General features: G+C 73.0%; 9 protein-coding genes. 5 read left to right on the plus strand and 4 right to left on the minus strand.

What is annotated here, in order from left to right; genetic code table 11:
• The first annotated feature begins 48 nt into the window (after positions 1-48).
• On the plus strand, positions 49-3,246 hold the full coding sequence (locus MUB56_RS02140) for a response regulator (protein ID WP_244930270.1): 3,198 nt from the start codon (positions 49-51) through the stop codon (positions 3,244-3,246).
• Positions 3,243-4,481: a hypothetical protein gene (locus MUB56_RS02145; protein ID WP_244930271.1), complete on the plus strand. Its 1,239-nt coding sequence runs from the start codon at positions 3,243-3,245 to the stop codon at positions 4,479-4,481. The genes MUB56_RS02140 and MUB56_RS02145 overlap by 4 nt, the downstream gene beginning before the upstream one ends.
• A gap of 97 nt (positions 4,482-4,578) precedes the next feature.
• Here MUB56_RS02145 and MUB56_RS02150 read toward each other — a convergent pair whose 3' ends face one another.
• Positions 4,579-5,136 (minus strand): sigma-70 family RNA polymerase sigma factor, encoded by a 558-nt coding sequence (locus tag MUB56_RS02150; RefSeq protein WP_244930272.1) that lies wholly within the window; start codon positions 5,134-5,136, stop codon positions 4,579-4,581.
• A 56-nt stretch (positions 5,137-5,192) separates the two neighbouring features.
• On the opposite strand from MUB56_RS02150, the gene MUB56_RS02155 reads away from it, so the two are divergent.
• Complete coding sequence (locus MUB56_RS02155; protein ID WP_244930273.1) at positions 5,193-6,146, plus strand: serine/threonine-protein kinase; 954 nt, start codon at positions 5,193-5,195, stop codon at positions 6,144-6,146.
• 103 nt (positions 6,147-6,249) lie between these two features.
• Positions 6,250-7,338 carry a Glu/Leu/Phe/Val dehydrogenase dimerization domain-containing protein gene (locus tag MUB56_RS02160; protein ID WP_244930274.1) on the plus strand — a complete coding sequence of 363 codons (1,089 nt, stop codon included), beginning with the start codon at positions 6,250-6,252 and terminating at the stop codon, positions 7,336-7,338.
• Positions 7,339-7,388: 50 nt separating this feature from the next.
• Here the strand turns inward: MUB56_RS02160 and MUB56_RS02165 are convergent, their stop codons facing one another.
• The 3 genes from MUB56_RS02165 to purF form a co-directional block, all read right to left on the minus strand.
• Positions 7,389-7,577 carry a DUF3073 domain-containing protein gene (locus MUB56_RS02165; RefSeq protein ID WP_244930275.1) on the minus strand — a complete coding sequence of 63 codons (189 nt, stop codon included), beginning with the start codon at positions 7,575-7,577 and terminating at the stop codon, positions 7,389-7,391.
• Between the two features lie 142 nt (positions 7,578-7,719).
• Positions 7,720-8,802 carry a phosphoribosylformylglycinamidine cyclo-ligase gene (gene purM / locus MUB56_RS02170; protein ID WP_244930276.1) on the minus strand — a complete coding sequence of 361 codons (1,083 nt, stop codon included), beginning with the start codon at positions 8,800-8,802 and terminating at the stop codon, positions 7,720-7,722.
• A gap of 25 nt (positions 8,803-8,827) precedes the next feature.
• A complete protein-coding gene (gene purF / locus MUB56_RS02175) occupies positions 8,828-10,381 on the minus strand; it encodes an amidophosphoribosyltransferase (RefSeq protein ID WP_244930277.1) in 1,554 nt (517 codons plus the stop codon).
• Between the two features lie 130 nt (positions 10,382-10,511).
• Between purF and MUB56_RS02180 the strand changes: the two genes are divergently transcribed.
• Positions 10,512-12,275 (plus strand): GAF domain-containing sensor histidine kinase, encoded by a 1,764-nt coding sequence (locus MUB56_RS02180; protein ID WP_244930278.1) that lies wholly within the window; start codon positions 10,512-10,514, stop codon positions 12,273-12,275.
• The last annotated feature ends 36 nt before the right edge of the window (positions 12,276-12,311 follow it).

Genomic DNA, 12,311 nt, shown 5'->3' on the forward strand with positions numbered 1-12,311 from the left:
CTCGTCGCGTCCCGATGGCGTGGACAATGGGTGGCAGAGGAGGCGTGGATGCACGGATCCCCCGACCTGTTCCTGCGGATGGTCGAGGCCAGTAGCGACGGGCTGTGGCTCGTCGACCCCGCCGGCCGGACCATCTACGCGAACGACCGGATGGCGGCGTTCGTCACCCGCACGCCCGAGGAGCTCGTCGGGCGCACCATCGACGCCGTCCTCGACGACGAGGGCAGCGCCGAGCTGGCCCGGCGCATGCAGCACCTGGAGTCCACCGGCGACGTGCTCGAGAACGTCGAGACCTCCTTCCGCCGCCCGGACGGCACCGTCGTCTGGGCCCTGGCCAGCCACAGCGCCGTGCGCGACGACGACGGCCGGCTGCTGGGCTGGCTGCACCGGGTCACGCCGCACACCGACCGGCGGGCCCTGGTCGCGACCCTGCAGCTGCGCGAGCAGCAGCTCGCCCACGCCCAGGAGATCGCCCGGCTCGGCAGCTGGGACCTCGATCTCGGTGCCGATGTCGCGACCTGGTCCGACCAGCTGTACCGGATCTTCGACCTCGACCCCGCCATCTTCGCCGTGACCCGGGCGACCTTCCTGGAGGCCATCCACCCCGACGACCGCGACCAGGTCCGCCGAGTGGTCGCCGAGGCGATCGACGGTGGCGACGACGACTTCGCCTGGACCGGCCGCCGGATGCTGCCGAGCGGCGAGCAGCGCTGGATCCGGGGTCTCGGGATCGTCGAGCGGGCGCCCGACGGGACAGCGGTCCGGATGAGCGGCACCGTCCAGGACATCACCGATCTCAAGACCGCCGGCGAGCACGCGAGTGCGGCGACCCGTCGGCTGCACCTGCTGCAGCAGATGGCCGAGGTCGCGAACCGCGCCGGCACGCTGGTCGAGGCCGTCGGCCTGGCCGCGGTCGGACTGCCCGCCAACGCACCCGGCTGGCGGGTCGTCGCCCTCTACGCCGCGAGCGACGACAACCTCGCCCCGGTCGCCGTGTACGACGAGTCCCGGGTCCCGCGCGACCTCGACCTGGTCGCCGCCGCCCGCCGCGAGGGCCGGGTCGTGGTCGGTGCTCCCGAGCGCGACGCCGAGACCCACAGCCTGATCGCCCTCCCCGTCGCCGTCGGCACCGTGGTCGCCGCAGTGATCGTGCTGCTGGCCGACGAGGTGCCCCCCGACGAGAACTCCCACGAGCTGATGGCCCAGATCGCCGCTCAGATGTCCATGGTCGCCGAGCGGGAGAACAGCGCCGCCGAGCTGGCCGAGGCACGCGACCAGGCCATGGAGGCGTCCCGGTTGAAGTCGGAGTTCCTGGCGACCATGAGCCACGAGATCCGGACTCCGATGAACGGCGTGATCGGGCTCAACGAGCTGTTGCTGCGGACCGATCTCGACCACCACCAGCGTCGGCTCGCCGACGGTCTCCAGAGCGCCGGGCTGAACCTGCTGGCGATCATCAACGACATCCTCGACCTCTCCAAGATCGAGGCCGGGAAGCTGGAGCTCGAGGAGGCCGACTTCGCCGTCCGCGACGTCTTCGACCGGATCGCGGGCGCCCTCGGTGGACCGGCCCACGAGAAGGGCCTCGAGCTCGTCGTGGCCTGCCACCCCGACGTACCCGCGTTCCTGCGTGGCGACGTCACCCGGTTCGGCCAGGTGATCACCAACCTCGGCTCCAACGCCGTGAAGTTCACCGCCCGGGGCGAGGTCGTCATCCAGGCGACGGTGGCGTCCTCGACCGACGACGACGTGGTGCTGCGGGTCGAGGTCATCGACACCGGGGTCGGGATCGCCCCCGAGGCGGTCCCGACGCTGTTCGACGCCTTCACGCAGGCCGACCTGTCCACGACCCGGCGGCACGGCGGCACCGGGCTCGGGCTGGCCATCTCCCAGCAGCTCGTCGAGGCGCTCGGGGGCCGCATCGAGGTCCGGAGCAGGCCCGCCCTGGGCAGCACGTTCTCCTTCACGGCCCGCTTCGGCCACCCCCACCACGTGCCCCTGGGGCACCGGGGCACCCCCGAGCTGCCCCGCGGCGGGCGGGTGCTGGTGGTCGACGACAACGAGACCAACCGGTTCGTCCTCACCGAGCAGCTCCGGGCCTGGGGGCTGGAGCCGGTCGCCGTCGCCTCGTCCGACGAGGCGTTCGCGACGCTGCGCGAAGGCCTGCGCAGCAACCGCCCCTACGCCCTGGCGATCCTCGACGTGATGATGCCCGGCACCGGCGGTCTCGAGCTGACCCGCCGGATCCGCGCCGACGCCGACCTCGAAGACCTCCGGTTGCTGCTGCTCTCCTCCGACCACCACGTCGGACGCCGCGCCGCGGCGGAGTGCGGCGCCGACGGCTCGCTGAGCAAGCCCGTTCAGCACTCCGAGCTGTACGACGCCCTGGTCTCGACCCTCGCCGCCGAGGTGCCCGACGGACCCGGATCCCAGCCGTCGACGAGCGCGCCGACGCTCGACATCCGGGTGCTCGTGGTCGAGGACAACCCGGTCAACCAGCTGGTCGCCACCGGCCTGCTGGAGCACCTCGGCGCCTCCGTCGTCGTGGCCTCCGACGGCGTGGAGGCCACCTCGCAGCTGGCCCACCCGCACGGCTTCGACGCCGTGCTCATGGACTGCCGGCTGCCGCGCATGGACGGCTTCGACGCGACCCGCGCCATCCGGGCCGCCGAGCCCGACGGCGGCCGGGTCCCCATCATCGCGATGACCGCCTCGGCGCTGGAGGGCGAGCGCGAGCGCTGCCTGGCCGCCGGCATGGACGACTTCCTCACCAAGCCCGTCGACGCCAGCGCGCTCGAGCGGGTGCTGCGTCGCTGGACCGGCCCGCAGGTCGAGCCGCAGCCGCTGCCCGCGACCGCCGTGACCGCCCCGGCAGCCGCGGCAGCCGCGGCTCCTGCCTCGGGGATGGTCCTCGACCCCGCCCGGGTCCGGATGCTCGACGAGCTCCGCAAGGACGGCGTCAGCTTCTTCGATCGCACGGCCGCCTCCTTCATCGGCCGCATCGACGAGCAGGTGCGCGCCATCCAGGAGGCGATCGAGGCCGGCGACGCCAACCGGGTCTTCACCTCCTCCCACCTGGTGAAGGGCAGCGCGCTCAACCTCGGCCTCCCCCTCGTCGCCGCCGCCGCGGCCGCCCTGGAGGTGCACGCCGAGGCCGGCCGCACCGACCGGACCGAGCCGCTGATGGCCGAGCTGCACCGCGAGGTCGGCCGAGCCGTCACGGCGCTCCGGAACGCGACGTCTTGAGCCTGCTCACGACCCGGTTCGAGGTCGTCGCCCGGCGCCGACCGGTCGACCTGGTGCTGCCCGGCGACCTGCCGCCCGCGCCGTACGCCGCCGTCACCGGAACCGATGGCCCGCTCACCCTCACCAGTGGCGCGGTCCAGATCACCGCCGGGTACGACGGCCGCGGCTGGCTCAGCGTGGACACCGGAGCGCGACGCCCGACCCGACACCGCGCCCGGCGACACGGCCGAGCGACCGCCCCCGTCGACGCACTGGGCCTGACGCTGACCGGCACCCAGGCGACGCTGCTCACCCGGGAGGACGACCGCTGGGTCGCCCGCGCCCGGGTCGACCTGGAGGGCCGGGTCGACACGCGTGACGAGGAGTGGCTGGCCGGGCTGAGCGCCACCGGCGGCACCGCGGGCCGGTTCGGACAGCTGGGGCTGCGCGACCTGCGGCTGGTGACCCACGCCGACGGCTCGCCGTACCGCCTCGGCCGGGTGCTGCTGCTGACCGCCACCAGCGCGGGGCCGGGCTTCTTCGCGACCGCGCACACCTCGGTGTGGTCGCTCGACCCGGACACCCTGGAGCTGGCGCACCGTGCCGACCTGTTCTTCCGCCGGCCCGACGCCCCCGGCGTGTTCGGCGACCACGCCACGCACCTGGTCCGCGACGAGGGCCGCTGGCTGGTCGCCACCAGCAGCTGGGGCGACTTCGACAAGTCGCGCCCGGTGCGGGTGCTGCTGGCGTCGTCGACGGCCGACCTGTCGACGGGGGTGCACGTCCTCGACACCGAGGTGCTGGCGCTGCCCACCGACGGGCTCACCTCGGTCGCGGTCTGGGACCCGCACCTGGTCCGCATCGACGACGGCTGGCTGGTCGGGTACGTCAGCGCCCGCCGCTACTTCCGCTTCCACCCGGTCCTGGCCGGCGGGCCGACCCTCGACGAGCTGCGGCTGCTCGGCGCCGACGAGTCGCGCCGAGCGTGCGAGGGGACCACGCTGCACCGCGACCCGGTCTCGGGCGCCTGGCAGGTGCTGGCGAGCGACCGCCGTGGCGAGTACCCCGTCTACGACCTCTCCCTCACCCAGACCGGCCGCCTCGACGCGCCGTACCCCACGAACCTCCCCTGGCCGAGCGTCGTCCCCGTCGACGACGGCTGGCTGATGATCGCGTTCAACGGCCAGGGGTACGGCGGCCGGATCGCCGGCTACGGCACCCACGGCGACGTCATCCTGATGCGCTCCACCCGTTGAGTCGTGTCCCCTGACGGTTGAGTCCGGAGTTCCGGGCCCGCCGCCGACTCAACCGTCAGGGGACACGACTCAACGGTCAGGGGACACGACTCGACCGTTAGTCGGTGACGGCGAGGAGGGGGCGGACGGCGGTGCGGGCGGCGTGGATGCGCGACTTCACGGTGCCGAGCGGGATGTCGAGCAGCGCCGCGATCTCGGCGTACTCCAGCTCCTGCACGTCGCGCAGCACCAGGGGCTCGATGAGCTCCGGGTGGGAGCTGCCGACGACGTCGAGCGCGTCCAGCAGGTCGAGGCGGCTGCCGGCGATCACGCTCGTGGTGCGCGGGTCGGGCGCGGTGGGGAGCTCGTCGCTGAGCCGCTCGGCGGCCCGCCGCCGCAGCGTGCGGTACGTCGAGCGCGCACTGTTGGACGCGACCGCGTGCAGCCAGGTGGTGAACCGGCTGCGCCCGCCGAACTGACCGATCTTCGTCGCCACGAGCAGCAGCGCGTCCTGGGTCGCCTCCTCGGCGTCCTCGGGGTAGAGCAGCATCCGCCCGCAGGTACGCCGGACCCGCGGCTGCACCTGGGCCAGCAGCTCCTCCAGCGCGGCGCGGTCACCGCCGGCGGCCCGCAGCGCGAGCTCGTCGAGCTCGTCGGCTCCGAGGGCCTCGCTCACGTGTCGACCTCCGAGAGTCGTCCGGTTGTCCACTGGCCTGCGGCACAATACCCACCGTGTCCCTCCCCGAGCGTCTCGGCCGCCTGGAGCGGGTCGAGCGGATCGGGGCCGGCGGGTTCGCGACGGTCTGGCTCTACCGCGACACCGAGCTGGACTCCGACGTCGCCGTGAAGGCGCTCGCTGACAACTGGGCGCAGCGCCTCGACGTCCGCGAGCGGTTCCTGGAGGAGGCGCGCATCCTGCGCCGTGCCGACTCCGACCACATCGTCCGCGTGTACGACGTCGGCGAGGTCGACGCGACGCCGTACTTCGTGATGACCTACGCCGACCGCGGCACCCTGGCGACCCTGACGGAGGCCGGCCGGCCGCTCCCCGCGGGCCGAGTCGCCGACCTGGTGGCCCAGGCCGGCGCGGGGCTGGCCGTGCTGCACGAGCTGGGCATCGTGCACCGCGACGTGAAGCCGCAGAACCTGCTGCTGCGCAGCGGCGGGAGTGGCGGTGACCGGGTGCTGGTGGCCGACCTCGGGGTCGCGAAGGCGATGCTGCACGCCAGCGGCCTCACCCAGGTGGTCGGCACGCCGGCGTACATGGCGCCGGAGCAGGTGAGCGGCATCGGCATCGACCGGCGGGCCGACGTGCACGCGCTCGGCGCGGTCGCCTACCAGCTGCTCACCGGGCGGCCGGCGCGCAGCACCACCCTCAGCGAGCTCCTGGACGCGACCCTCCCGGAGCCCCCGTCCTCGCTCGTCGAGGCGTCCCCGGCCATCGACGCCGTGCTGCTGCGGGCCCTCCAGCCGGACCCGGAGGACCGCTGGCCCGACATCCCGTCCTTCGTCGACGCGCTCCGCGCCGCCGTCGAGGAGCCGACCCCGCCGACCCGGATCACCGAACCGCCGGCGCCCGAGCCGCGGCCGACCGGGGCGCTGACCCCGGCGTTCATCCTGCTCCTGCTGCTTGTCCTGGGCGGCGCGTTCGCCGCGGCGTACGCCGTCACCGCGGCCCTCCGCTGAGCTCCGACGAGCATGTCCTAACCTGGTTGTGACCCGCGCCACCCCTGCGGGCCAGCCCACGCCACACCACCTCGTGGCCACAACCGAACAGGCGGACACCACCATGACCGTTCCCTCCAGTGACCCCTTCGAGCTCGGCCCCGAGCACGAGCAGGTCGTCTTCGCGAACGACCCGGCCAGCGGCCTGCGAGCGATCGTCGCGATCCACTCGACGGCCCTCGGGCCGGCCCTCGGCGGCACCCGCTTCCACCCGTATCCGTCGACCGACGCCGCCCTCCGCGACGTCCTGGACCTCTCCCGCGGGATGTCCTACAAGGCCGCGCTCGCCGGGCTCGACCTCGGCGGCGGCAAGGCCGTCATCATCGGCGACCCGCGCACCCTGAAGTCCGAGGCGCTGCTGCGCGCGTACGGCCGGTTCGTGCGGTCCCTCGGTGGGCGCTACCGCACGGCCTGCGACGTCGGGACCGACAGCGACGACATGGACCACATCGCCCGCGAGTGCGCCTTCGTCACCGGTCGTACGACGGCACACGGCGGGGCGGGCGACAGCTCCGTGCTGACGGCGTACGGCGTCTTCGAAGGCATGCGCGCCGCGGCCGAGGCCGCCTGGGGCAGCACCTCGCTGGCCGGCCGCACGATCGGGGTGGCGGGCGTCGGCAAGGTCGGTCGGCACCTGGTGGGCCACCTGGTCGAGGAGGGGGCGGACGTCGTCGTCACCGACACCTGGCAGCCCGCGCTCGACCGGGTGCTCGAGGAGCACCCCGGTGTCCGGGTCGCCTCGTCGACGCAGGCCCTGGTCGCGGGCCCCCTCGACGTGTACGCGCCGTGCGCGCTCGGCGGTGCGCTCACCGACGAGGTGGTCGAAGCGCTCACGGCCCGCGTCGTCTGCGGCGCGGCGAACAACCAGCTCGCCCACCCGGGGATCGAGAAGTCGCTCGCCGACCGCGGGATCCTCTACGCGCCCGACTACTGCGTGAACGCCGGCGGCCTCATCCAGGTCGCCGACGAGCTCGATCCTGCCGGCTTCCGGTTCGACCGTGCCCAGCAGCGCGCCAGCCGCATCTACGACACGACCCGCGACGTGCTCGCGCTCGCCGTCCGCGACAGCGTGTCTCCTGCCCTCGCCGCCGACCGGCTCGCCGAGGCGCGGATGCGCGACGTGGGCCGGTTGCGAGGGATCTGGATCAGCTGACTCCCACCGCGAGGCGGTCCGCTCGCGCGGACCGCCTCGACGGGTGCGAGTCAGTCGCGCTGGGGTTCTGAGTAGTCCGACCACTTCTCGAGGACCTCAGGGTCCACCGGGTCGGATTCGGCGTGGTTCTCACCGCCGTGCAGCTCCTGCGCCAACTTCCCGAAGTCCGTCTCGTGAGTGCGGTACTTCAGGTCGCGTGCGACCTTCGTCTGCTTTGCCTTCGCTCGGCCGCGCCCCATAGGGTCAGCCCCCTCGCACGTTGGCCGGGGCACAGTGGCTCCCGGGCTGGTCCTGAAGATTTGCTCGTGGGGGGAACGCTACCTGCTCGCTGGCTGTTCCCGCACACCGAGCCTCCCGAATCGCCGCGCGACCGGACGGAAATCACCAACCGGAGTGTTGACCGATGAGCCGGACCCGGCCTCCGTCGGTGTCGGAGACGCTCACCTCGCCGGCCGCCCAGGCCCGGATCCCGAACCCGTCGAGCAGCGCAACCGCGGCGTCGACGTCCTCGGCCGGCATCATCGCGACCATCCCCACCCCGCAGTTGAGCGTCATCTCGAGGTCGGGCTGCGAGACGTTGCCGACCTGGCGGACCAGGTCGAAGATCGGCTGAGGCGTCCAGGTGGTGCGGTCCAGGGTCGCGGTCAGCTCGACCGGCAGCACCCGCTCCAGGTTGGCCGCGAGGCCGCCTCCGGTGATGTGCGACATCGCGTGGGTCGCCGTCCGGTCGGCGAGCGCCAGGCAGGCCTTGGCGTAGATCCGGGTCGGCGTCAGCAGCTCCTCGCCCAGCGAGCCGCCCAGCTCCGGGACGTTGCGGTCCAGGGCCCAGCCGGCCTTCTCGAGCAGCACGTGGCGCACCAGGGAGTAGCCGTTGGAGTGCAGCCCGCTGGCCGCCATCGCCACCACCACGTCGCCCGGTCGGACCCGGCCGGGGCCGAGCAGCCGGTCCGCCTCGACCACGCCGGTGGTCGCGCCGGCGACGTCGTACTCGTCGGGGGCCAGCAGGCCGGGGTGCTCGGCGGTCTCGCCGCCGACCAGCGCGCAGCCGGCCTCGACACAGGCCTCGGCGATCCCCTTGACGATGGCCGCGATCCGCTCGGGGACGACCTTGCCGGTGGCGATGTAGTCGGTCATGAACAGCGGCTCGGCGCCGCAGACGACCAGGTCGTCGACGACCATGCCGACCAAATCGAAGCCGATCGTGTCGTGGACGTCCATCGCCTGGGCGATCGCGACCTTCGTCCCGACGCCGTCGGTCGAGGTCGCCAGCAGCGGGCGCTTGTAGGCGAGCAGGGCCGAGGCGTCGAAGAGCCCGGCGAACCCGCCGAGGCCGCCGATCATCTCGGGGCGGCGGGCCTTCTCGACCCAGCCCTTCATCAGGTCGATCGCCCGGTCGGCGGCGTGGATGTCGACACCCGCCTCGGCGTACGCGTTGGACCCGGGGGTGGGGGCGTCCTGGTTCACGGGTTGTCCTTCGTCCGGGGGTGTCTCACGGGTTGTTGAGCACGGGCAGCGCGCGACCGTGGGTCGGCGACTTCAAGGTGGCCTCGAGGAGGTGCTTGCCGAGCAGCGACTCGTCGGGCAGCTCGACGGGGTACTCGCCGGTGAAGCAGGCCCGGCACAGCGAGTCCTTCGGCTGGCGGGTCGAGTCGACCATCCCGTCGAGGGAGATGTAGCCGAGGCTGTCGGCGCCGACACTGGCGGCGATCTCCGCGGGGGTCAGGCCGTTGGCGATCAGCTCGGCCCGGGTGGCGAAGTCGATGCCGTAGAAGCACGGCCACTTCACCGGCGGACTCGAGATGCGCACGTGGACCTCGAGGGCGCCGGCCTCGCGGAGCATCCGGACCTGGGCGCGCTGGGTGTTGCCGCGGACGATGGAGTCGTCGACGACCACGATCCGCTTGCCCCGGATCATGTGGTCCAGCGCGTTGAGCTTGAGCCGGATGCCGAGCTGGCGCAGGGTCTGGCTCGGCTGGATGAAGGTGCGGCCGACGTAGGCGTTCTTGACGAAGCCCTGACCGAACGGGATGCCCGACTCCTCGGCGTACCCGGCCGCGGCCGGCGTGCCGGACTCGGGGACCGGGATGACCAGGTCGGCCTCGACCGGGAACTCGCGGGCCAGCTGGCGGCCCATCTCGACCCGCGACTCGTGGACGCTGCGACCGCTGATGGTGGCGTCGGGGCGGGCGAGGTAGACGTACTCGAACACGCAGCCCTTGCGGTCGGGCTCGGCGAACTTGTGGGAGCGCAGGCCGTTCTCGTCGATGACGAGCATCTCGCCCGGCTCGACCTCGCGGACGACGCTGGCGCCGATGGTGGCGAGGGCGGCGTCCTCGGAGGCCACCACCCAGCCGCGGTCCAGCCGGCCCAGGACCAGCGGCCGGATGCCTTGGGGGTCGCGGGCGGCGTACAGGGTGTTCTCGTTCATCCACACGAAGCAGAACGCGCCACGCAGCAGCGGCAGCACCTCGAGCGCCCGCTGCTCCAGCGAGGTGTCGGGGTGGTGGGCGAGCAGGGCGGTGACCAGGCCGGTGTCGTTGGTGGAGGACTCCTGCGGCCGCGTGTGCAGGTCGAGCTCGTCCTTCGGGCCGGGGAGCTCCTCGACCATCTGCGACAGCTCGTGGGTGTTGATCAGGTTGCCGTTGTGACCGAGCGCGATGGAGCCGTCCGCGGTCGGGCGGAAGGTCGGCTGGGCGTTCTGCCAGGTGCTCGCGCCGGTCGTGGAGTAGCGCGAGTGGCCGATCGCCAGGTGGCCGTTGAGCGAGGCCAGCGTGGTCTCGTCGAACACCTGGGAGACCAGGCCCATGTCCTTGTAGACCAGGATCTGGCGGCCGTTGGAGACCGCGATGCCCGCCGACTCCTGGCCGCGGTGCTGCAGCGCGTAGAGCCCGAAGTAGGTCAGCTTGGCGACGTCCTCCCCCGGCGCCCACACACCGAAGACGCCGCAGGCGTCCTGCGGGCCCTGGTCCTGGGGATCGAGGGCGGCGGTGAGCCGGCCGTCCCCTCCCCTGCGTGAGCTGCCACTGCTGCTGAGGTACGGCACGCCATTACTGTACCGACGCGGCCCCCCAGATCCCGCTTCGCGGTGTCGAAGGTCACCGGAGTCACTCCCCGCGCCCGAGGGTTGGCCGTACCATCGACCCTGCTCCCTTCCCGGCACCTCTGGAGGCCTCGTGCCAGCCCCTGAACCAGCGGCACGTGTCGTCACCCGTTCCGGGTCCGGCGACGACGCGCTCCAGCTGATCGCCGAGGGGGTCACCGCGATCGCCGGCTGGGGTGTCGCGGCCATCAGTGTCGTGCGCGACGACGGCCAGATGCAGGTGATGGCGGTCGCGGGCAGCGAGGACGCCCGCCGCCAGCTGGAGGGGATCCGCACCCCGACCGAGAAGCTGCTGAACGAGCTCGAGAAGGCCGACGACTGGGGGATGCTGAAGTTCGTCCCCCACGAGCGCCTGGACCTCGGCGAGGGCGAGTGGGGCTGGGTGCCCGACATCGAGCCGCTCGACGTCCCGGACGCCTGGCACCCGATGGACCTCCTGGTCGCCCCGCTGCGCGACCAGGACGGCACCCTGCGCGGCAGCCTCTCCATCGACCTCCCCGCCGACGGGCGCCGCCCCGGCCCCGACCAGCGTCGGGTCCTCGAGGCGTACGCCGAGCAGGCCGCCCGCGCCGTACTCACCGCCCTGGAGCGCGAGGAGCTCGCCGCCCAGGTCCGCCTGGCCGACACCGCCCGACGGATCGTGCGCCAGGCCTCGGGCCAGCGGTCCCTCGAGCACATCCTGGAGACCTCCCGCCCGGCCCTGGTCGAGGGCTTCCGCGCCCTCGGCATGTGGATCCAGACCTTCGACGAGGACGGCCTCGGCAAGGGCAGCATCTACTCCGCCGACGGCACCGTGGTCGTGCTGCCCGACGAGCTGGTGACGATCGCCGAGACCGCCGCCCGGGGTCTGTGGACCGAGCAGCAGGTCACGGTGATCGCCGAGGGTCGGCCGCTCGGCCCCCTCACCCCGCAGCAGGGGCGCATGATCGTCGACTTCCTGACCTCCATCGACGTCGGCTCCATCCTCTTCGTCCCGCTCGGCGCCGGCCACGAGTGCCTCGGCAACCTGGTGCTGACCCGCCCGCTCTACGCACCCGACTGGACCGAGACCGAGGCGGCCGCCGCCCTCGACGTCGGCCGCGACCTCGGCGGTGCCATCCTCAACGTCCGCGCCTACGAGCGCGAGCACCAGCTGGTCAAGCAGCTGCAGGAGCTCGACACCTACCGCAGCCAGCTGATCGCGACCGTCTCCCACGAGCTGAAGAACCCCCTCACCTCCGTGCTGGGCCACCTGGAGATCCTCGAGTCCGTCGACGGGCTCCCCGGCCCGGTCCGGACCTCGCTGACCGCGATGGAGCGGGGCGCCCGCCGCCTCGGCCGGGTCGTCGACGACCTGCTGCTGCTCGCCCAGGTCGGCGACCCCGACAACCTCGTCGTCGCCCGCCCCGTCGACCTCCGCACGATCGTCGAGGACGTCGTCGAGCTGACCGCGGTCGAGGCCGAGCGACGCCAGCTGAGCGTGGAGGTCCTCGCCGGCGCCGAGCAGGTGCTGGCCAGCGGCGACGCGGTCGAGCTCGACCGGGTCGTGTCCAACCTGGTCAGCAACGCCCTGAAGTACACCCCCGAGGGCGGCCACATCTCCGTCTCCGTCACCCGCACCGACGACCAGGTCGAGCTGGTCTGCACCGACGAGGGGCTCGGCATCTCCCCCGAGGACCAGGACCAGCTCTTCACCGAGTTCTTCCGCTCCTCCAACCCCGCTGCCGTCGCCCAGCCCGGCACCGGCCTCGGCCTCGCCATCGTCAGCCGGATCGTCCGGCGCCACGGCGGCCGCATCGCCGTCGAGTCCGAGCTCGGCAAGGGGAGCACGTTCCGCGTGTTCCTCCCGGCCGCCTAGGCTTCCGCTCCCGCGGGGGGCTGTCCGGCTTCCTGG

It is taken from the genome of Nocardioides sp. W7 (assembly GCF_022919075.1).
Taxonomy (GTDB): domain Bacteria; phylum Actinomycetota; class Actinomycetes; order Propionibacteriales; family Nocardioidaceae; genus Nocardioides.

What these genes read in the sequence shown, in the direction of transcription:
- MUB56_RS02140 (WP_244930270.1), top strand. Translation starts at nt 49, where the DNA reads ATGCACGGATCCCCCGACCTGTTCCTGCGGATGGTCGAGGCCAGTAGC.
- MUB56_RS02165 (WP_244930275.1), bottom strand. Translation starts at nt 7,577, where the DNA reads ATGGGGCGCGGCCGAGCGAAGGCAAAGCAGACGAAGGTCGCACGCGAC.
- MUB56_RS02160 (WP_244930274.1), top strand. Translation starts at nt 6,250, where the DNA reads ATGACCGTTCCCTCCAGTGACCCCTTCGAGCTCGGCCCCGAGCACGAG.